This is a genomic window from Achromobacter sp. Bel (genome assembly GCF_012928505.1).
GTDB lineage: Bacteria > Pseudomonadota > Gammaproteobacteria > Burkholderiales > Burkholderiaceae_B > Achromobacter.
This window is the reverse complement of sequence record NZ_JABBJN010000010.1, coordinates 57316-78216: the sequence shown is the minus strand read 5'-3', so window position 1 is coordinate 78216 and position 20901 is coordinate 57316. Positions and strand designations below refer to the sequence as shown.

21 protein-coding genes are annotated in these 20901 nt (G+C 61.9%); 13 read left to right on the top strand and 8 right to left on the bottom strand.

Going from position 1 to position 20901, the window contains the following annotated elements; translation table 11 throughout:
• Window positions 1-22: 22 nt before the first annotated feature.
• Window positions 23-1477: a sulfatase-like hydrolase/transferase gene (locus tag HG262_RS09040; protein WP_169270681.1), complete on the top strand. Its 1455-nt coding sequence runs from the start codon at window positions 23-25 to the stop codon at window positions 1475-1477.
• A 57-nt stretch (window positions 1478-1534) separates the two neighbouring features.
• The gene (locus tag HG262_RS09035) at window positions 1535-2539 is read left to right on the top strand and encodes a tripartite tricarboxylate transporter substrate binding protein (RefSeq protein WP_169270680.1); all 1005 of its coding nucleotides are present in this window, start codon (window positions 1535-1537) and stop codon (window positions 2537-2539) included.
• Between the two features lie 112 nt (window positions 2540-2651).
• Here HG262_RS09035 and HG262_RS09030 read toward each other — a convergent pair whose 3' ends face one another.
• Both HG262_RS09030 and HG262_RS09025 read right to left on the bottom strand, forming a co-directional pair.
• On the bottom strand, window positions 2652-3416 hold the full coding sequence (locus HG262_RS09030; RefSeq protein ID WP_169270679.1) for an SDR family oxidoreductase: 765 nt from the start codon (window positions 3414-3416) through the stop codon (window positions 2652-2654).
• Window positions 3413-4900 (bottom strand): MFS transporter, encoded by a 1488-nt coding sequence (locus tag HG262_RS09025; RefSeq protein ID WP_169270678.1) that lies wholly within the window; start codon window positions 4898-4900, stop codon window positions 3413-3415. Before HG262_RS09025 ends, HG262_RS09030 begins: the two co-directional genes overlap by 4 nt.
• Window positions 4901-5053: 153 nt before the next feature.
• Between HG262_RS09025 and HG262_RS09020 the strand changes: the two genes are divergently transcribed.
• Together HG262_RS09020 and HG262_RS09015 are read left to right on the top strand one after the other, a co-directional pair.
• Window positions 5054-5923 (top strand): LysR family transcriptional regulator, encoded by an 870-nt coding sequence (locus tag HG262_RS09020; RefSeq protein WP_169270677.1) that lies wholly within the window; start codon window positions 5054-5056, stop codon window positions 5921-5923.
• Between the two features lie 60 nt (window positions 5924-5983).
• Entirely contained in the window at window positions 5984-6727 is a 744-nt protein-coding gene (locus HG262_RS09015) for an SDR family oxidoreductase (protein WP_169270676.1), read from the top strand.
• 86 nt (window positions 6728-6813) lie between these two features.
• On the opposite strand, the gene ftrA is transcribed toward HG262_RS09015, so the two are convergent.
• Entirely contained in the window at window positions 6814-7782 is a 969-nt protein-coding gene (ftrA, locus tag HG262_RS09010) for a transcriptional regulator FtrA (RefSeq protein ID WP_169270675.1), read from the bottom strand.
• Window positions 7783-7907: 125 nt separating this feature from the next.
• Here ftrA and HG262_RS09005 point away from each other — a divergent pair, with 125 nt between their 5' ends.
• The 3 genes from HG262_RS09005 to HG262_RS08995 all read left to right on the top strand — a co-directional run bounded on the left by HG262_RS09005 (window position 7908) and on the right by HG262_RS08995 (window position 9868).
• On the top strand, window positions 7908-8333 hold the full coding sequence (locus tag HG262_RS09005) for a rhodanese-like domain-containing protein (protein WP_169270674.1): 426 nt from the start codon (window positions 7908-7910) through the stop codon (window positions 8331-8333).
• 170 nt (window positions 8334-8503) lie between these two features.
• Window positions 8504-8677 (top strand): hypothetical protein, encoded by a 174-nt coding sequence (locus HG262_RS09000; RefSeq protein WP_169270673.1) that lies wholly within the window; start codon window positions 8504-8506, stop codon window positions 8675-8677.
• Window positions 8678-8794: 117 nt separating this feature from the next.
• Window positions 8795-9868: an FAD-binding oxidoreductase gene (locus tag HG262_RS08995; RefSeq protein ID WP_169270672.1), complete on the top strand. Its 1074-nt coding sequence runs from the start codon at window positions 8795-8797 to the stop codon at window positions 9866-9868.
• 138 nt (window positions 9869-10006) lie between these two features.
• Here the strand turns inward: HG262_RS08995 and HG262_RS08990 are convergent, their stop codons facing one another.
• Window positions 10007-11413 (bottom strand): hypothetical protein, encoded by a 1407-nt coding sequence (locus tag HG262_RS08990; RefSeq protein ID WP_248293295.1) that lies wholly within the window; start codon window positions 11411-11413, stop codon window positions 10007-10009.
• A 275-nt stretch (window positions 11414-11688) separates the two neighbouring features.
• On the opposite strand from HG262_RS08990, the gene blaOXA reads away from it, so the two are divergent.
• The 3 genes from blaOXA to HG262_RS08975 all read left to right on the top strand — a co-directional run bounded on the left by blaOXA (window position 11689) and on the right by HG262_RS08975 (window position 14977).
• On the top strand, window positions 11689-12579 hold the full coding sequence (gene blaOXA / locus HG262_RS08985; protein ID WP_169270670.1) for a class D beta-lactamase: 891 nt from the start codon (window positions 11689-11691) through the stop codon (window positions 12577-12579).
• A 355-nt stretch (window positions 12580-12934) separates the two neighbouring features.
• Window positions 12935-14017 (top strand): 3-phosphoserine/phosphohydroxythreonine transaminase, encoded by a 1083-nt coding sequence (gene serC, locus HG262_RS08980; protein WP_169270669.1) that lies wholly within the window; start codon window positions 12935-12937, stop codon window positions 14015-14017.
• Window positions 14018-14071: 54 nt separating this feature from the next.
• Window positions 14072-14977 (top strand): LysR family transcriptional regulator, encoded by a 906-nt coding sequence (locus HG262_RS08975; RefSeq protein WP_169270668.1) that lies wholly within the window; start codon window positions 14072-14074, stop codon window positions 14975-14977.
• Window positions 14978-14987: 10 nt separating this feature from the next.
• Here HG262_RS08975 and HG262_RS08970 read toward each other — a convergent pair whose 3' ends face one another.
• On the bottom strand, window positions 14988-15953 hold the full coding sequence (locus HG262_RS08970) for a tripartite tricarboxylate transporter substrate binding protein (protein WP_169270667.1): 966 nt from the start codon (window positions 15951-15953) through the stop codon (window positions 14988-14990).
• Window positions 15950-16831 (bottom strand): dihydrodipicolinate synthase family protein, encoded by an 882-nt coding sequence (locus HG262_RS08965; RefSeq protein ID WP_169270666.1) that lies wholly within the window; start codon window positions 16829-16831, stop codon window positions 15950-15952. Before HG262_RS08965 ends, HG262_RS08970 begins: the two co-directional genes overlap by 4 nt.
• Before the next feature lie 173 nt (window positions 16832-17004).
• On the opposite strand from HG262_RS08965, the gene HG262_RS08960 reads away from it, so the two are divergent.
• From HG262_RS08960 to HG262_RS08950, 3 genes are all read left to right on the top strand, one after another.
• Window positions 17005-17451, top strand: a complete 447-nt coding sequence (locus HG262_RS08960; RefSeq protein ID WP_169270665.1) for a cupin domain-containing protein — start codon at window positions 17005-17007, stop codon at window positions 17449-17451.
• Between the two features lie 72 nt (window positions 17452-17523).
• Window positions 17524-18501, top strand: coding sequence for a tripartite tricarboxylate transporter substrate binding protein (locus tag HG262_RS08955; protein WP_169270664.1), 978 nt, complete (start codon window positions 17524-17526; stop codon window positions 18499-18501).
• A 34-nt stretch (window positions 18502-18535) separates the two neighbouring features.
• Entirely contained in the window at window positions 18536-19279 is a 744-nt protein-coding gene (locus HG262_RS08950; RefSeq protein WP_169270663.1) for a GntR family transcriptional regulator, read from the top strand.
• A 46-nt stretch (window positions 19280-19325) separates the two neighbouring features.
• On the opposite strand, the gene HG262_RS08945 is transcribed toward HG262_RS08950, so the two are convergent.
• Both HG262_RS08945 and HG262_RS08940 read right to left on the bottom strand, forming a co-directional pair.
• Entirely contained in the window at window positions 19326-19736 is a 411-nt protein-coding gene (locus HG262_RS08945) for an OB-fold domain-containing protein (protein WP_169270662.1), read from the bottom strand.
• Window positions 19737-19738: 2 nt separating this feature from the next.
• Complete coding sequence (locus HG262_RS08940; RefSeq protein ID WP_169270661.1) at window positions 19739-20896, bottom strand: acetyl-CoA acetyltransferase; 1158 nt, start codon at window positions 20894-20896, stop codon at window positions 19739-19741.
• Between the last annotated feature and the right edge of the window lie 5 nt (window positions 20897-20901).

Genomic DNA, 20901 nt, shown 5'->3' with positions numbered 1-20901 from the left:
CCGAAAAACACTGGAGACCCGCATGAAACCGCAAAACCTGCTCGTCATCATGTCCGACGAACATAGCCGTAAAGTCCTGGGCTGCTACGGCAATCCCATTGTGCATACCCCGAATCTGGACGCATTGGCACAGCGAGGCACGCTGTTCACCGACGCCTACACCACCAGTCCCATCTGCGTGCCGGCACGCGCGGCCTTTGCGCTAGGCAAGTACGTGCACCAGATTGGGTTCTGGGACAACGCCGATCCGTATGACGGCTCGGTTAAAAGCTGGCATCACCAGCTTCGCGACCGCGGACATCATGTGGTCTCGATCGGCAAGCTGCACTTTCGCAGTTCGGACGAAGACAATGGCTTTTCCGAAGAACTGCTGCCCATGCATGTCGTCGAGGGCAAGGGAGACCTGATCGGCTTGCTGCGCGATCCCTTGGCCGCGCGTGGGCATGCCAAAAAGCTGGCCGCCACCGCCGGGCCTGGCGAATCCACCTACACGACTTACGACCGCGCCATCGCGGCCACCGCGCAGGTGTGGCTGCGAGAAGAGGCGCAAAAGCACACGAACAAGCCGTGGGTGCTCTTCGTGTCGTTTGTCGCGCCGCATTTTCCGTTGACGGCGCCTCCCGAGCATTACTACCGTTACGCCGATCGCACCTTGCCCATGCCCAAACTGCATCAGCGCCCCGGCGACAACCTGCATCCGTACGTGCGCAACTACGCGTCCTGCCTGGACTACGGCGCCTACTTCGAAGACGACGCGCACGTGCAACGCGCATTGGCTTCGTATTACGGCTTGTGCACGTTCCTGGACGAACAGATCGGCAACGTGATGTCGGCATTGCACAAAGCAGGGCTTCAGGACAATACGCGCATCGTGTACACCAGCGACCACGGCGACAACCTGGGCGCGCGCGGGTTGTGGGGCAAATCGACCCTGTACGAAGAATCAGCCGGCTGCCCGCTGATTGTCAGCGGCGCGGGGCTGCCGTCGGGCAAGACGGTGGACACCCCCGTCAGCCACGTCGACATATTCCCCTTCCTGTTCGAAGCCGTAGGGGAAGACACGGCCGGCCTGATGGAAGACCGCCCTGGCGTTTCGCTCTCGCAACTGTGCGAGGGGCAACAGCCGGATCGTGGCGTGCTGATCGAATATCACGCGACCGGGTCGGTAGCGGGCGCCTTTGCAGTGCGCCTGGGCAAGATGAAATACATACACCACATCGATCTGCCCGCCGAACTGTACGACTTGCAAGCCGACCCGGAAGAACTGCGCAACGTCGCGGACGATGCCGGCTATGCCAGCGAACGCGCTGCATGTGACCGGGCGCTGCGCGCCATCTGCACTCCCGAGACCGTCGACCAACGCGCCAAAACGCGGCAGTCCGAGTTGATCGCCAAACATGGCGGCCGCGACGCCATCCTGCAGCGCGGAGATTTCGGAAACACCCCCGCGCCCAACGAACGCCCCCGTTTCTATTGATCCTTGTCATTACAAAGACCAGACCGGCGTTCAACGCCGGCGTCGCAGGAGACATCCATGTTCGATTCGTTCGCGCGTCTGGCGCGCAAAAGCCTTTGTATTCAACTCGCCGTCCTGGCCGCTGCCACGGCAATGGCGGCAGGAACGGCGCAGGCAGACACGTATCCCGACAAGCCGATACGCATGGTCGTGTCGTACCCGGCCGGAGGCGGCATCGACGCCATCGCGCGCCTGCTTGCGCAAGCCATGTCCACCGAGCTCAAGCAAAGCGTGGTCGTCGAAAACAAAGGCGGCGCCGCCGGCATGATCGGCACGGAATCCGTAGTGCGCGCTCGCGCGGACGGCTACACCGTACTGGTCGCGGGCAACCCGGAACTGACGGTCAACCCCGCGCTGTATCGGGACACGCGGTATGACGTAACGCGCGACTTGGTCCCGCTAGTGCTGATTGCAGAATCGCCGAACATCATTGCCGCCCATCCGTCGGTTCAGGGCACGCTGAAAGACGTGGTCGCACAGGCAAAATCGGGGTCGCCCCTGAGCGCGGGCACGCCTGGGACCGGATCCACGCATCAGCTGGCCTTGGAAATCATGAAGGCCCGTACCGGCGCCGACCTGATCCACGTTCCGTACAAGGGCGCGGGGCCGGCCGTGTCCGATGCATTGGGAGGCCAGGTGCAACTGGTGATCGCGGGGCTGCCGCCGTTGCTGCCGCAGATTCACGCGGGCAAGCTACGGGCGCTGGCCGTGACCCAGCCAACCCGCACGGCGCTGGCGCCCGAGATCCCCACCGTCAGCGAAGTGCTTGGGCCTGCTGGCAATGAGGTCATTGCCACCACATGGTACGGCCTGCTGGCGCCGGCAGGCACGCCGGCCGAAGCGATCAAGAAACTTCAGGACGCCGCGCTGGCCGTGCTGGCCAAGCCCGAGATCCGCACGAAGCTCGCCGAGATGGGGACCGATCCCGTGGGCCTGGCCGGGGACGCGTTCGGTGCACGCATTAAGACGGAACTGGAGCGCAATGATGCTCTTGTGCGGGAGTTCGGAATCAAGGTGAATTAGGAGCAAAGGGAGGAAAGCGTGCCGGGGTCGACGACTGCTTGCGGCCATGAACAGCCGCTCGCCACGAAGCGGCGAGCGGCTCTCACGCTACTCTCCATTCATGATTTCCGCATCACGCGCTGATGCCGCCATCGACAAGGATTCCCGACCCGGTGACATACGCGGCGCCAGGCCCCGCCAGGAAGGCGACGGCTTCGGCGACCTCCCTGGTCTTTCCGTAGCGGGTAATAGACAGGCTTGGCAGGATTGAGGCGGCGAGTGGGCCGTCAGCAGGATTCATGTCCGTGTCGATGGGGCCAGGACGAACCAGATTGACGGTGATGTCACGGTGACCCAGCTCACGCGCAAGCCCACGGGTAAAGCTCTCCATCGCGGATTTGGTCGCCGCATAGACTGCGATGCCGGCGAATGGCACCGACAGGCCGGCATTGCTGCCAATCGTGATGATGCGGCCGCCATCAGGAAGGTATTTCAGCGCGGCCTGGGTGGTCATGAACACGCCGCGCACATTGACGTCCAGTTGCAGGCTTATCTGCTCCAGCGACTGCTCGAAAAACGGGCCTGAAATCAGAACGCCAGCGTTGTTGACGAGGATGTCCAGCCCCCCTAGTTCCTCCACGGTCCGCGCTACCGCGGCCTTCGCGGCATCAGGGCTGGCCGCATCGGCCTGGATGGCGACGGCGTTGCGACCGAGGGCGCGAATCTCGGCCGCCAGCGCCTCGGCCCTCTCCACCGATTTTTCGTACGTAATAGCGACGTCCGCGCCGTCTTCGGCCAGCTTGAGCGCGATGGCCGCGCCGATGCCGCGCGCTGCGCCGGTGACAAGCGCCCGTTTATGGGCGAGACCAGGCAAGGAATTCTTCAAGGCTGTGTTCATAACAGAGCGTTCTCTTGGAAGCATGCATCCACGATGCAAAAGGATAGTGCGGCGGCCAGCGCCAGTGACGCGCCTATCGCCAATGAAGCCACCGCAAATCCAAGCTGCACGTCCTGAGCGCTTGCCCCATCAGGCGCGATAGCGATGAATAGACCACCGAACAAGGCAACGCTTACCGCGGCGCTGATCTGCAACGTGGCATTTACCAAGCCCGAGGCCAGCCCGGCCCAGCGTGTTTGCACATGGTCCACGTTCAAGCGCACCAGCGCAGGCAGGGCGATGCCTTGCCCGGCGCCAATCAGAAACAAAGGCAACGCCAGCCACGACGACGCGCCGGCCAGCGCCAGCGCTGCGACCATGACCAGACCGAGCACCTCCAGAACCATGCCAAACCCGGCGGTGCGTGAGCCTATTCGCCGAGCGATGTGCGGGCTGCACAGTGGGCCAAGGAAAAAACCGATGCCAAGCGGCAGGATGGCCAGGCCGGCTGTCAACGCATCGTGGCCCAGGCCGGCGTGTTCGTACACGGCGAACACCAGGAAGAACGCGGCGAGCGCATAGAAGAGGAACGTTGATGCCAAGCTGCGTCGCAACCCACGCACAGCCAGAAGCGATGGCAGAACCAGCGGAGTTCTGCCGGCGCCCTCCTCTGCCTTTTCGTACTGCCAGAAGAGCCATAACAACGGCATGCTCGACGCCAGCGGCACGATGCACCACCACGGCCAGTGATGTTGCTGCCCTTCGATAAGCGGAACCACGAGCGCCAGCAAGCCAAGCGCCAGCAACACCGCCCCCGGCACGTCCAAGCGTGGCGAACGTTCGGCGCGACTTTCACGCAGCAACATCATTGCAGCCGGAATGGCAACGATGATGATGGGAAGGTTGATCAAAAAGACGCTGCGCCACCCCAGCCCCCACGGACTGGTCGAAACCAGCACACCGCCGAGCAATTGGCCGCCCACCGAGGCCAAACCGAAGGTCACGCCGTATCGACTCAGCGCGCGATTCTTCTCGCCTGCCGGAAAGATGGCGTGTATCGACGCCAATGATTGCGGCGCCATGATCGCCGCGGATATCCCTTGCAGCAGCCGGCCGGAGACAAGCATGCCGGGCGACAGCGCCAGGCCGCACAACGCCGACGCGACGCCAAAGCCGAGCATGCCAGCGATAAATACCCGCTTGCGGCCATAAAGATCACCCAGACGACCGCCCAAGATCAGCGTGACGGCATAGGCGGCGGCATACACCGAGATCACCAACTGCGAGACGTCGGACGAAACTTGCAGGTCCGTCCGTATGGCAGGTAGCGCCACGTTGACGATGAAGAAGTCCAAAGGTGGCAAGAGCGTGCCAGTCAACAGGACGGCCAAGGCGAGCCAGCGACGGGGGTCAGGGGCTGCCGTCCCAGCGTCCCTCGCAGCGGCGCGTTCCGATGACGCAAACGCGGCGTCGAGTGCTCCTGCGAGCCGGGGTTCAGTATTCATATCTTAAGGCTCCAAATCAGACGTGCCTGGCCGTGAGCGCACAGCAGGTTCGCCAGGACATTCGTCATGGAGCGCATGATGATCAAAACAAATTTGTTCTACCACTGACATTAATGTATATTTTTCGTACATTTTTGTACGTGCAGGCTAGACATGGAATGGAACGACGTACGCATCTTCCTGGCGGTCGCTCGCTGCGGATCCTTCGGCGAAGCCGCCCGGGCGCTGAACGTGAGCCATCCAACAGTGGGTCGCCGAATCAAAGTGCTTGAGGACGAAGCCAAGCAGGCGCTCTTTCGGAGAACAAAGGACGGCCTGGTGCTCACGGATGCCGGTGACACCGTGCGGGCGCTGGCGGAGTCCATGGAGGATTCCGCGCTATCCATGGAAAGGCGTCTGACCGGCAACGACCAACGCCTTGAAGGCATCCTGCGGATCTCGTCAGCGGACTGGTTCGCTGGCTATGTCCTGGCGCCCGTCTTGGTCGAGTTGATACATCGCCATCCCGCCGTCGTGCCGGAAGTGATTGCCAGCCATCGCTTACTCGATCTCTCACGGCGGGAGGCCGACGTGGCCTTTCGCATCGTGCCTTTCAGCGAACCGGATATTGTTCAGCGTCGCCTGATGCGAATGCCATATGGGGTGTATGCGTCGGCGGCAACCGCCCAAGCCTTGCAGGACAATCCCGCATCCGTGGGCGTCATTCTGATGAACACCGCACAGTCACACTTCCCCGATGTGGCTTGGGTGCTGGAGAGGTTTCCGCGCTGCCGACGCGCGTTCACAAGCACGAATCGTTCGGTCCAGGCGCAGATGTGCTTGAGGGGCGTGGGCATCGCGGTGCTGCCAAGGCCGCTGGGAGATGCAGTCTCCGGATTACAGCGCCTCGATACGCCGGATCAACCTCCGACGCGGGATATATGGGTTGGCTACCATCAAGACCTGCGGCACATGGATCGCTTGCGGGCGATGCTGAATATCGCCGACATGATGCTGTCGGATTCCGCGACTGTGGAACATTGATCGGCATGCGGCACACCCCGCGGTATATCAAACCCCTCTTCAATTTCATTTGACTTCTCTATGCCTAGACCACAGCGCGTTGCTCTCATAACAGGGTCGACTTCAGGTATTGGAAATGCGATAGCGCGCCGGCTATCCAAGGACGGCTATGCAGTCGTGCTGCATTCGCGTAGCTCTGTGGATGTCGGCATTTCCATGGCGCGTGAGCTGGGTTTGGCTGCTTATGTGCAAGCAGACCTCGCTGTCGATGCAGACCGGATACGACTGGTGCAAGAAGCTGTTGCGCAATGGGGTCGTTTGGACGTGGTCGTGAACAATGCAGGAATCAGCCGCGTCGTTCCTCATGCCGATATGGCAGCTGCCACTCCTGACATTTGGCGCGAGCTGCACGAGGTCAATGTCATTGCGCCGTTTCGTATCGTCGCGGAAGCGCAGGCCGCACTGCGGGCGTCTGCCGCTGACGGCGTGCCTGCTTGCGTGATTAACGTGAGCTCGCATGCGGGCGTTCGTCCTAAAGGGGCTTCCATCCCGTATGCCGCGACGAAGGCGGCGCTGAATCATGTCACGCGCTTGCTGGCGGTCTCACTTGCTCCTGATATTCGTGTGAATGCCGTCGCCCCTGGGCTTGTGGATACGCCGTTGACTGCTGACTGGACGCAGGCTCAGCAATTGTGGCGAGAGCGAGCACCGATGCGGCGGGCGGCGAGCCCTGCAGATATTGCACAAGCGGTATCCATGCTCATTGAATCCAACTATTTGACGGGCGAGATTTTGCTTTCCGATGGCGGATTGAATCTCACATAACGCGGAACGAACCGCATTGAACGGCGGCAACGGGTCGCGGGCGGTTGGCCGGCGCGCGCGTCGCAAAACTGCCCCGTTTTACGTACTCATGCACCTGCCACGCCTCGCCCAAATTTCTGCCGATACGCAGCCGGACTGGTCAGAACGATGCACCGAAAGTGCCTGCGCATGGACTCCTCCGAGCCGAACCCCGCCAACTCGGCAATACGACCGACCGGCAAGGACGTTTGCGCTTCAAGCATCTCACGGGCCGCCGCCACCCGTTCACGCACCAACCATTCATACGGCGCCATGCCGGTAGCGTCATGAAATTGCCGTTGTAGCGTACGCGGACTCATGGCCGCGCGTTCCGCCAACGAGCGCAGCGTGTGCGGCAACGCGGGATGCTGGCGCATCCAGTCCATCAACTTCGTCAAGCGCCCGCTTTCGTCATTAGGCATGGGGCGCGGCACAAACTGCGCCTGGCCGCCTTCCCGATGCGGCGCCACCACCAGCCGCTGCGCGACCCGGTTCGCCACGGCCCCGCCGTAATCGCGCCGCACCAGGTGCAGCAACATGTCCAGCCCTGCCGCCGAGCCGGCCGACGTGATGATCTGGCCTTCGTCGATGTAGAGCGCATCCGGCTCAACCCGCACTTGCGGGTAACGACGTTGCAGCGCTTCGGCGTATCGCCAATGCGTGGTTACGGTCTTTCCGTCGAGCACGCCGGCCGCGGCCAGCACGAACACGCCGGAGCAAATCGAACACAGCCGTGCCCCACGCTGGTAGGCCATGCGAATTCGCTTGAGCAGCGCCTCGGGCGGCAATTCGTCGGCATCACGCCAACCGGGCACCACGATCGTGTCGGCGCGGTCCAGCATCTTGAGCGTGTACGGCGCGGCGACCGTGATGCCGCCTGCGGCGCGCAGCGGGCCGGGCTCGCTTGCGCAGACGGCGAAGCGATACCAATCGACACCCAGCTCGGGGCGTTCCAGCGCGAAGAGTTCCGTCACGCACCCGAATTCGAAAGTACACAGCCGGTCGTAAGCCAGCGCAACGACAAGATGATTAGTCATGGCGTGATGTTACCGAATAATGGCAATTACGCCACTACTGCGAATGTCTGCCAACCGCCAGAATGAGGCACCTGAATCTGCTTTCCAGGCGCTTTACTTCCGAACCATTTCTGCAGAGCCCAACCATGTCGACTCCCAACGCCGTCACCGCGATACCCGCCGCCCACAGCGAAGCCGCGCTTGTCCACTTCCGCGCGGCGATGCAGTTCGAGACCGATTGTTCCGACGTAGCCAGCGCGCTTACCAGTGGCGCACCCGGCTTCGTTCTGCTTGACGTCCGCAGCCCTGCCCTGTTCGCGCAGGGCCACGTGCCGGGCGCGCTGAATCTGCCGCACGGCAAGATCGTCAAATCGAAACTCGTGAACTATCCCGTGGATACGCTCTTTGTCACGTACTGCGCCGGACCGCACTGCAACGGTGCCACGCGCGGCGCAATTCGATTTGCCCAGTTGGGGCGGCCGGTGAAGGTGATGATAGGCGGGATCACCGGGTGGCTGGACGAGGGTTTCGACCTGGCGACGAGCGATGCGACATGGGACAGACATGCCTGAACTGATTGAACTGATGCGTGGTTTTTTTCCAAAACTGCGCCGGTCAGATAACACGTACAAATCGACCATTTCAACAACTTGTATGGCGCTTGGCGGTAGACTTTGACCGTCTTCATTTCGTGGCCCTCACGGCTATCGTTCGTTTGTTGTTGCCTGGCCACGAGTAATAAATGAAGCTGCTGAAGCAGCGCTTTGAGGAAATGATGAATTTTTGGGTCCCTGTAGTCTTCGGTACGTTCAAGCTCCTCGTGTTGGGCACGGGCATGTATCTCGCCATCAAGTCCCATTACGATGGAGAAAAAAAGGAGAAGAAAGAGAAGGAGAAGGAGATGAAAGCCCCGTAAGGAGCTTCACAAATAGAAGTTCGGGGTCGTTGTCATCCAGATTTTCAATCTGACTCTCATGTCATCGTCCCACCCCTGTGTATCCGCCAGCCCCAGATCCTTGGAAAGGACGTTGACGTGGAAAATGATCTGGCCAAACGAGTCGTTGTCATCGGTGCTGGCATCGTTGGCGCGTCACTGGCGTATCACTTGGCAGTGAAAGGCGCGAAGGTCACCGTGGTTGAGGCGGAAGGCATCGCCTCAGGCGTGACGGGAACCTCGTTCGCATGGATCAACGCCTCGCACCACGAATCCGACCCAATCGCACCATTACGCGGCGCCGCAATCGAAGCGTACCGCCGCCTGGAAACGCAGCTTCCTGGCCTGAAAGTCCGATGGACAGGCGCTTTATCCTACAGCGCAAGCTCAAGAAAATCGCTGCCGGGATCGGACAAGCAGGCCTCGAAAAAGGTGGTGTCCCGATCGCGAATTATCGACCTTGAGCCGAAACTCAAGAACCCTCCGCAATCTGCTTCGTACGCCGCCGATGAAGGGGCGCTGGATGCGGCGGAAGCAACGTACGCGTTGATCGCAGGAGCCCAGGCAAATGGGGCCAGGGTTCTTACTCAGACACGCGTTCTCGGCTTCGAAAACCTGGGCGCAACAGTGACGGGAGTTAACACCGCCATCGGCATCATTGAGGCCGATATTGTCGTACTGGCAGCCGGAACAGGCACCGCGAAGCTCACAGAGATGCTTGAAGCGCCTCTTCCGATAGAAGCGTCTCCTGCCATTTTCATTCGCTATAAGTCACCCCTCAACCTTGTCCAAACCCTGATCTCGAGCCCGGAAATGGAAGTCAGGCAAGGCTCGGACGGCGCGTTATTGGCGGCGGAAGATTACTTGGACGACGCCTTGGAAAACCAGCCAGCAGCGATGGCGCTACGAACCGCTAAGGCGATTCAGAACGAACTTCATGGCGGTGCGTACCTTGACCCGGAATTGGCCTGCGTCGGATTCAGACCCATGCCTGCCGATGGCATCCCTGTCATTGGCTATCTACCCAAAATCGGCGGCGTATATGTTTGCGCAATGCACCCCGGCGTTACGTTGGCGGCCATAGTGGGCCGTCTAGCCAGCGAGGAAATCATGGACGGCGAGCCGTCAAGTGCCCTTGACCCATGCCGCCCCAAGCGATTCTTCCAAACGTAGGAATGTCGAAGGCGGCAGTCGCCATCAAAAACGCCGTAATCCACGGCTCCGTGAGCGGCTGATCGCGCGATGCCTGCGTCAATCCGAGGCCGACGCAGAAGATGTAGCTGGGCAGAGGGATTTCAGTTGAGGATATGCTCATGACGCCGCCGCATCCTTTGCGGCTATCTGGAGCGACTGAGGTAAGGCTTTGAGGCTTTCCCTGAAAAAGCGTCGTTGCCCCGGACCCAAACCTTGCACTACGTGTGCAAGCCGCTCCACCGCAGCGAAAACTTGGCGACTCAGCCCCTCGCTATGAGTGCGATACCAAACGAATTCAAGCAGCAGGTTAGCCACTTGATGAGCCCCGTAGAAAACTCGGCCTGCATCATTCTCCTCAAGCGTGAAGGCCGCGACATTCGACCAGTCTACGTAGCCCTTGGCACGCGAAAAGGCGGCTTGGAACGGCTTGACTGCCTCTAACATTTTGCCCACGGGAAGGGGCGACTGCGCTTGAAATCGCTTCAAGTCCCCGCTTTTGTCATCACAGCTACCACGAGCGATGCGAAGTACGAACACTGTATTCCAGGCAGAACTGCCACCGACGCCAAAGCGGTCGCAAATCCATTCCGATAGCCCCAGCCAGCGTAGCGATAATCCTTGCACCGTGTGAACGTTCTGGTCGTTGAGTACAGCAAGCAGTCGCTGTTGCCAAAATAGCCACAACGTCCATCCGATGTTTGCCGCCACATCCTGAGCGGCCTCGACAGAGTCCGCCTCGTAAGCGGCCTGCAGCGCTTCTGACAAGGCGCAGATCGCCTTCTCCGCCTCATTCATTTTCAAGACTCGATCAGTACTCTTGTCCTCGAGAGCGCTGCCTTTATGCAGCAAGGCACGCAAATTCAGATATTCGAAGCGCACGCGGGGGTTGTAGCGAATTACAGGCGCCAGAAACTGGTCCGCCACCAGACGGTCCAGTCCGGCATGAGATTGCCTGATATCCCCGCGCGCATAGCTATTCCAGGCCGAGGCGACCGACGCCATTGCCGACAAGGTCGGCATGGAAGGACCGACGCCTTGTGACTGGAGAATACGCCCCAGCCTGTTTAACGCGGCCTCGCTGCGCCTTATGTCACCGTGACGACGCCATGCGAGACTCTCTTTGAGTATGGCCAACGCTCGCTGAAAGTCGTCCAGTGCCGTTCGGTCTGCCGCCCGATAACTCGCAGCCCAACTCATACCCGTCGCCGCCATGCCATCTCGCGCGAGCCGCATGGCCTGGGTCAGGTGATTCCAGTAGTCCCCATCCTGGGTCACGTATTGCAAAAGATCTGCGCGCGGGGGTACATGCCCGCTCAGGCCGAGAAAGTTCGCCACGAAGTCCAGGCTTGCAGGCTCCGCGCCGTGGCGGCACAGCACCCTATCTGCCTGCGCTTGCGTCATCCAGAATGGTCCCTGGCTGCGGCGTGATGCATTGAGCAAGGCAGGGGGCAGGTCAATGGAATTTCCCCACCCGACATCCACCCCCCACGTTGCGAAATCACGAAAAGCACGGGAAACAAGCATGCGAAGGTTGGAGTTCCCCGGGTATCGGGCCTGCAATGATGACCCCGGCACTGACACCTCACCTGTTTGCTGCGCGTACCAGACTCTTAGCAGCAGCCAAACCGACTGATACCGCGCAGGCATGCCGTCCACGAGAAGTGGACGGCCTAAATCGATTTGGATTATCCGAGTCATTCCGCCATGTTACAGAGGTTACGGCAACCTGATTGGAGCTCGTGAGACACACGCATATTCTGGCTCCCACATGCATCCCGCATGACAATCACGGAGATAACATGAAGTCGAAATTTCGTCGGTTTGCCAAAGCAGCATTGCCGCTGCTAATAACGTTGCTCGGATCGGCAGGTGCTCAAGCCGAACTACCAGTGGTTGATATTGGAGCGAGATTTCAAGAGCAGCAAGTAGAGGGCACGTTCGTCCTTCTTGACGGACAGACCGGAGAGTTTCGGCGCCATGACGAGGCCAGGGCCGCTCAACGGTATCTGCCAGCGTCCACCTACAAAATTCCCAATTCGCTCATTGCATTGGAAACAGGTGAAGCGGAAAGCAAGGACTTCGAAATCAAGTGGGACAGTAAACTCGCACCTCGCCAACCATGGTGGCCGGCGGCATGGGCGCAAAACCATACGCTTGAATCGGCGCTACAAAACTCCGCCGTCTGGTACTACCAGGAAATCGCCAGGCGCATTGGCGCCGAACGTATGCAGGCTTATGTCGACCGCTTCAACTACGGCAACCGGAACATTTCTGGAGGCATAGACCAATTTTGGCTAACCGGTTCGCTCAGAATTTCCGCGAACGAGCAGGTGGAATTCTTGCGTCGGTTCTATGTCAATCAATTCGGCCTGGCCGAGCGGACGGTGCAGATGACCAAAGACATGCTCGTCCTGGAACAGACACCCGACTACCGCCTGAGTGGCAAGACAGGATGGGCCGGACTTGGCGAACCAGGCGCACCGCAAACGGGCTGGCTCGTAGGCTACCTGGAACGGCAGGGAGAGGTTTTCTATTTTGCGCTCAACATTGACGTTAAGAAAAGCCAGGATGCCGCTGCGCGCATGAAAATCGTACGCGCTATATTCGGCGACCTGGGCTTGCTGTCCACCGCCCCTCCCGCATTAACACCGCAGGGCGCGCAATCTGCGATTTCTGGCGCCTCCAGATAGCGCCAGCATCGGATTCAGCTCGCCATTTCCACACGAGGCGTTGGCCTAAAGCGTTCTTCGGGTCGGAAGCGGACGTCCTCGAGCGTCCGCTCCCGGCCAGAAGCGGAGGTTCGGGGCGGATGAGATAGCGCGTCAGGGCGCCGAGCGCGTGCCCTTGGCCGTGAGCACGCCCAAACCGATACATGAGGTTCCCGCGAGCCGGTCCAGTTCGAACCTCTTAGCCATGCGGTCTGCTCACTAAAGTAAAACTGGCCTGTCCAGGCCGGCCATTCTGTTCGTAGACTCGTCCGCTCGCCACGGTTACGCGGGCGCAACAATGCTTGAGCCCGCGCCTGGCGGGGCAGGATCAGGAATCATGGCAAGGTCATACAATTTCAGTGCAGGTCCCGCCGCGCTGCCGCTTGAAGTTCTGCAGGAAGCACACGAAGAGTTCTTCGATTTTGCCGGTACAGGTATGTCCGTCATGGAAATCAGCCATCGGTCTGGCGTGTTCATCGATATCGCGCGGCGGGCCGAGCAGGACCTGCGGGCCCTTCTACAGGTGCCGGACCGCTACAAGGTGCTTTTCCTGCAGGGCGGCGCATCGCTGCAGTTCTCGCAAGTGCCGATGAACCTGCTGCGCGGCAAGGCTTCGGCAGACTACCTTCACACCGGCCTCTGGTCCGGCAAGGCTATCGAGGCGGCCAGGCGCTATTGTGCAGTCCGCGTCGCGGCGAGCAGCGAGCCGACCGGTTTTGACCATGTTCCCGCTCCCGGGCAATGGCGGCTGGATCCCGACGCCGCTTACCTGCACTACACGGAAAACGAGACCGTGCACGGCGTACAGTTCGCCGCCGCGCCGAAGGCGCCGGTGCCCCTGGTGTGCGATGCGTGCTCCAGCCTGTTGTCCAAGCCTATCGATGTATCCCGGCACGGTCTCATCTACGCTGCCGCGCAAAAGAACATGGGGCCAGCCGGCGTCACTGTCGTGGTGGTGGACGAAGCCTTGCCGGACGGCGCGATGTCCATCACACCCGATGTGCTGAGCTACTCACACGCGGCGCGCGCAGATTCCATGCTCAACACGCCCGCCACGTTTTCCTGGTACCTGACCGGACTGACACTGCGCTGGATCCGTCGCAACGGCGGGATAGAACGCATCCACCAGAGCAACCAGGCCAAGGCCTGGTTGCTGTACCGCGCGATCGACGCCAGCGGCGGCTTTTACGCCAACAAGGTGCAGCCAGAATTCCGCTCTATCAACAACGTACCGTTCTTTCTGGCCGACTCGGCGCTGGAGCCCCTGTTTCTGCGCCAGGCCGATAGCGCCGGGCTGATGGGCCTGAAGGGGCATTCGCATACCGGTGGCATCCGGGCCAGCCTCTACAACGCGGTCGACCTGCCCGCGGCGGCCGCGTTGGCCGACTTCATGACACATTTCCAGCGCGCGCATGGCTGACGGCTGCGCGCATGACACGGCAGCCATTTCAACAAGCCGCACGCAGAGACCAAAATGGATTTCAGGCAACTCAGGCAGTTCGTCGTGTTGGCCACGGAACTGAACTATCGCAAGGCGGCGGCGCGGCTGCACATGACCCAGCCGCCGCTCAGCGTTGCCATCAAGCGGCTCGAAGCTGAAATCGGGGCCGACCTGTTCGAGCGGGATCGCCTGGGCGTGCGCCTTACCGTCGCCGGCGGCGCCTTCCTGCGCGAAGCAAAGCGGCTGCTGGAGGGCGCCGATGCCGCGTTGCAAGCCGCGCGCGATGCAGCCGAGGGACGCATGGGCGCCCTGCGGGTATGCGCCGTGCCCAGCGCTGCCCTTCACCTGCTGCCGCGCATTCTCCCGGAATTCACTCAACGCTTTCCCCATATCCGCCTGCGCCTGAGCAGCGGCAGCACCGTCAGCATTCTGGCGGGGCTTCAGCGCGGCGAACTGGACGCGGCGTTCTTGGTGCCGCCTGCGTCCGGCGTGCCGGGTATCGCGATCACCGCCCTGCAGCGGGAGAGGCTGGTGCTGGCCGTACCGGCTGGCCATCACGTGGCCGGCATGAAGCGGGTCAGGCTGTCGGACCTGATGGACGAAACACTGGTAACGCTCGCGCATTCCGACAGCCCCGGCTTCGCAGGTGAAATCGTCGCGGCGTGCCAGCGCGCCGGGTTCCATCCACGGGTCTTGCAGGAATCATCCCACGCCCTCATCAGCCTGCCGCTCATCGCGGCCGGACTGGGCGTCGCCATCGTCCCGGCGGCGCTGCGTCGGATCGCCATCGACAACGTGGCCTATGTAGACCTCGCCGACGAATCGAACGCGCCGGTGACCTACGCCATGGCGCTGGCGGCGCCGGCCGAGTCGATGAACCCCGCCGTCCACTGGTTCATCGACTTGGCGCGCGAGCTGCTAGGTCCGCAAGCCGCATAACACCGGGAAATTACTGCGCCGGGCGGGACAGGATGCCCGCCCATTTCTTCTGTTCGGCGAGAACCTTCCGTTCAAACGCTTCCTGCGTTCCGTCCACAGGCTCACTGCCGCGCGCATAGATCTTGTCCTGCACCGAGGCGCTCTTGGCAACCGCGGCAATCGCCGTGTTCAGGCGCGCGACGACATCGGCAGGCGTGCCCTTGGGCACGGCAATGCCAGACAGCGACCCGCCCTCCACGTCCTTGCCCAACACTTCCTTCACCGTGGGAATATCAGGCAGATTGGGCAGGCGCCGCGACGAGGTCACGGCAAATGGACGGATCTGCCTCGCCTCGATGAATCCCACGGCGGTGACGGCCGAAACCGCTGTCATGTCCGTGTTACGGCTCATTACCGCCGTCATGGACTCCGAACCGCTCTTGTAGGGCACGTGCAGCATCTTTACCCCGGTGGCCTGTTGCAGCAGCTCCAGCACCTGATAGTTGTCAGAGCCTTCTCCCGCGGTGGAAAACGCGATCTTGTCTGTCTGCGCCGAGGCCACCTTGATGACCTCCGGCAGCGACAGGTACGGGCTGTCCGCGCCCACGGCCAGCACGGTAGGCGTATTGGCCAGCATGGCAACGTAGGTGAAGTCCTTGTTCGGGTCGTAAGGCAGCTTCTTGTAGATCAGCGGATTGACGGCGACCATGCCGTTGGTGATCACCAGCAGCGTGTAGCCGTCGGTCGGCGACTTGGCCACTGCGCCTGCCGCAATGGAACCCCCCGCCCCGCCACGGTTCTCCACCACGACGGGCTGGCCCAGTTCGCGCGTCAGGCCCTCGGCGAACACACGCGCCGTCGTATCCGTCACGCCGCCCGCGCCAAAGGGCACGATCAGGCGGATGGGCTGATCGGGATAAGGACCCGCCCAGGCCGCCGCGGCCGGAATCACCATACCCAACAAAGCTGCCGTCCAGCGGCGCAATCCCTTGTTCATTTGACTAGCTCCATTTTTCCGAGGATTTCAAGAAGTCGTTGTTCCTGGTCCGCAGTCAGAGGTGACAGCGGCGCGCGCAGCCGGCCGGGGTCGAAGCCACGAAATTGCAGGCCCGCAGCGACGGTCCTTGGTAATCCATGGTCCATAAGGAAGTTCAACAGGTCGATCTGCCGGGCGAACCACTCGTCCGCGCCGCGCGCGTCGCCGGCCATCGCGCAGCGGTAGAGATTCAGGGCGTACGACGCGCTGACGTTGGCCGATGCGGTGCACCAGCCCGCCGCGCCTTCCGCGAATCCCGTTCGCGCCATGCAGTTCAGGCCGATATACACGGCCGTCTTTGCCGGACAGACCGCGCGCAACCTCGCGATCTTTGTCGGATCGGGGCTGCTTTCCTTGACCATGGTGACATTGGGCAGCTCGGCCAGCCGTGCCAGGAACTCGACAGACAGGTCCATGCCCGTAGTGAAGGGGTTGTTGTAAATCATCACCGGCGTGGATACTGACTCGCAGACCTCGCGGTAGTAGGCATGGATCTCATCCTGGGTCAGTTTCCAGTAGGTGCTGGGCAAGATCTGCAAGGCGGCCGCGCCCGCGCGCTCGGCATAGCGCGCGTGGCGCACGGTGCTGGCCGTGCTGAGGCTGGACACGCCCGCAAGCACTGGCACCCGTCCCTGCGCCGCGCCGATGACGGTGTCGATGACAGCTTCGCGTTCGCCATCGCCCAAGTACGGCAGGCAGCCCACACTGCCCAACGGCGCCAGGGCGTGCACGCCTTCGCCGATCAGCCGCTCGACGTGTGCCTCCAATAGCGCATGGTCTATCCGACCGCCGTGGTCGCAAGGCGTAAGCAGATATCCAATGATTCCCTTCAAGTGCATAGCTCGATTCTCCCTGTCGACTTGCAGTCTAGGGAGGCCGCACAAGCCGGTCCAATACCTATTTCCTGGGTGCCTGATATCTCCCGCCCGAACCGCCAATGGCAAATCTTGTATCCAGTAATTCCTGCGCAAGGTCTATAGACTTTCCTCGCCAATTCACCAAGGAGCAAGCCATGAGCGGCAACGACGTTCTCGACCACGCGCACACCCATCACATGCCTGAATACCGCAGGTCGGAAGACATGAAATGGGAAATGGGCAGATTCAAGAACAAGACAAAGTTCCTCTTCCACACGCGGGAAGAGCGCCCCACCGAACCCAATGCCGGCTTTTTGCGCTATGAACCTGGCGCGGGATTCCGCCTCCACAAGCACGACTTCGCCCAGGTTTGGTACGTCATCGAGGGGGAATTCAACATGGGGGGCAAACAGTACGGCCCCGGTACCGTCGTCTTCCATCCGGATCCGCACATCGAGGAAGCGCTCAGCACCGAGACGGGCGGCACCTTGTTCTTCGTGCAGTACCAGGGCCCCACGACCGGCGGCCGGCCGGTCTACGAAGGCCGCATGAACATCAAGGGCGAGGTGCCGGAAATCACCGAGCAGGATCTCGAACGCTGATAGCCGCAGGCCGACGGGCGGCCCCGACAGGCCGTCCGCCTAAAACTAGAAAATTCCCAGGAGACAAACACCATGCACGCCCCGAAACTGCGCACCGGCCTCGCGTCCTTGACGCTTTCGCTGTCCTTCACGCCATCCGCTCCGGCCCTGGCCGCCACCGCCTGGCCGGACCGGCCCATCACACTGGTCGTGCCCTTCGGCGCGGGCGGAATCACCGACCTTACTGCCCGCACGGTGGCCAAACAGCTGCAAGCCGAGCTGGGTAAGCCCGTGGTCGTGGAGAACAAACCCGGCGCCGGCGGCAACATCGCCGCGGACATCGTGGCTCGGGCAAAGCCGGATGGCTACACGCTGATGGTGATCACCAATGGCATCGTCGCCGTCAATCCGCTCATCCACAAGCAGCTGAACTACGACGCGCTCAAGGACTTTGCCTACATCTCGATGATCGCCAACACGCCTCTGGCCCTGGTGGTGCCGGAAAACTCGCAGATCCAGGATTTTCCCGCGTTGATCGCGCGAGCCCGCAGCAACCCCAACGCTGTTTCTTTCGCCAGTTCTGGCCAGGGTACTTCGATACACCAGGTTTTCGCCCTGATGCAGCATCAAACCGGTGCCGCCCTGATGCACGTGCCCTACAAAAGCGGTGCCGAAGCCGCCACCGCCCTGCTGTCCGGCGTGGTCGACGTGACCGCGGTGGAGACCGTGGTCGTCGGGCCGTTCATCCAGTCCGGAAAGATGCGGGCGTTAGGCGTGACGTCGGATCAAAGGGTGCCGAACCTGCCAGACGTTCCCGCCGTCCGAGAAAGCTTGGGCATCGAGTTCGATGTAGGCTCGATTTCCGGGCTGGTCGCACCCGCCGCGACGCCCCAGGACATACTCGACAGGCTGGAGCGCGCCATGCAGGCCGTAGCGAAGAGCCAAGGCATGGCACAGCTGTATGCGCAGGGTAGCCAGCCCATGCCGTCGGATTCGCAGGTCTTCCTGGAACGCATGCGCATGGAGCAGAAAAAGTGGCGGCGGGTATTCTCCGGGGAGCCCGCAAAATAACCGCATGACCGTTACCGAATTGGGGAGTCAGGCTATGGAACGCGCATATCCCGCCGCAGAAGAGCTGTTGCAGCACCTTGTGGAATCCATATCCGCAAAGATTTTCAATGGCGCTTATGCTCCCGGGCAGAAGCTGCGACAGGAAACCCTGGCCGAGGAATACGACGTCAGCCGCACGCCAGTGCGCGAAGCATTGCGGCAGTTGGAGATCAAGGGCCTGATCGTGCAGCAGCTTCGCTACGGCGCCACGGTGGTCGCGCCAACCGTCAAGGACATCAGCGCGAATTACTGGCTGCGCGGCGAACTGGAAGGAATGGCCGCCGAGCTTGCGGCACACGGGATTTCCGACGTAGACCTGCAACGGCTGCACGCCACCCACGCCGAATGCGCGCAGGCCGTCTCCGCGCTGTATGCCGAGGTCAATGCGGGCGGCGCTGGCGCGCCGCGCCACGCCGCCGCGTCCATGCGGCACTGGGTCCTCAAGAACCAAGAATTCCATGCCCTGATCTTCCGCGCCGCCGACAACCCGTCGCTGGAACGCATCATCAAGGATCTGCACACCGACTACACCAGGAACCTCCTCAACATGACCGTGCTGGGCATGTACGAGACCCGCATGAAGAAGAACATCGAACACCATGCGGCCATCGTCGAGGCGCTGACATCGCGCGACGCCGCCGCCTCACGCGCGGCCATGCGTACCCATATCCACGAATCCGGGGAGTTCGTGGTCGAATGGCTGCAAAAGTGCCCGCAAGGCCGTCAGCCGCAGCGGTAGCGTCCGCCCCGATTCGCTTGAAAGAAAAGGGCGACGGCCACGGACACTAGGCCTCCAATCTGAACTGCGGCAATGTGATCTCGGGGGAGACCTGCTCAAAGCACACTCGCACCCGGGCGCCTATCCTGATCGCTTCGTCTGAACAATCCACAATGTTGGCCATCATGCGCACGCCTTCGTCCAGGTCGATCATGGCGACGACATATGGCACCTTCTCGCTCAAGGCCGCGTTGCTCGGGCGCCGGTTGATGGTGTAGGTGTAGACGGTCCCCCGGCCGGCGGACTCGATCCACTCGATGCGGTCCGACAGGCAGGCCGTGCAGAATTCACGCGGATAGAACTGCCGCGTTTTGCAGCAGCCGCATTGCTGGACGACCAGGCGGTGGTCCTTCGCCGCATCCCAGTAGGGCTGGGTGATCCGGGTCGGTTGCGGCAGCGGGCGTTGGGCTTGGTCCATGGTCAGACTCCGAGTATCAGGGTGGTGTTGCAGGAAAAAACCAGGCCGGGCGCATGCACCAGGGCCAGTTCAGCCTTGGGCAGTTGGCGCTCGCCGCATTCCTTGCGCAGTTGATGCACGGCCTCGAGCAGCAGCAGCATGCCGAACTGGCCCGGATGGTTGTAGGACAGACCGCCGCCGGAGGTATTGATGGGGAAGTCGCCTCCGGGAGCCAGACGCCCATCCGCCACGAAGGCGCCGCCCTCCCCGCGCTTGCAGAATCCCAGCTCCTCCAGCGACTGGATCACGCCGATGGTGAAGTGGTCGTAGATCTGCACCACGTCGATGTCCGCGCGCGTGACGCCGGCCATGGCCAGCGCGGCATCCGCCGTCTGCGCCACATCGGTGTCCAACCAGTCCACCGTATTGAAGGGCGTGTAGTGGTGCGAGAAGGATTCGGCAATACCCATCACGTAGACCGGCGGCCGCTTGAGCGTGCGGGCGCGGGCGGCGGACGTGACGATGACGGCGCCGCCGGCATCGGTCACAAGGCAGCAGTCGCGCTGGCGCAAGGGGTCGGCGATCATTTTGGAAGCCATGACTTCCTCGATCGAGGTGTCCTCGCGGCGGTAGGCCTTGGGGTTGAGCTGCGCCCACTTGCGCGCCGCCACCGCCACTTCGGCCAGGTCCTTGGGGGTGGTGCCGTAGCGCTGCATGTGCAGCTGCGCCACCATCGCGTAATAGCCGATGGGGCTCAATTGCCCATAGGGCGTGATGAACTGGCCGCGCGGCATGCGCATGTCTTCGGGCGTGCCGCCCACCTTGCGCGTGCCGTCCGACAGCTGGGTGCTGCCGTAGGCCACCAGCGCCACCTCGCACATGCCGGCCTCGATGGCCGCCATGGCGTGGCGGATGTGCATGACGCTGGACATGCCGCCCACGCTGGTCGAATCGACGTAGCGCGGCCGTATGCCCAGGTATTCCGCCAGATGCAGGCCGGCGAACTTGTCGTCCACGTGTGCGAACACGCCGTCGACGTCCTGCAGCGTCAGCCCGGCATCGCGCAGGGCGCGGGCGGCCGCCTGCGCCTGCAGGTCCAGCGAGGTCATGCCGGGGACTTTCCCCAGGTCGGATTCGGCGGCGCCGACAATGGCGACCGATTTCGAAAGATGCTTGGTCATGTTGG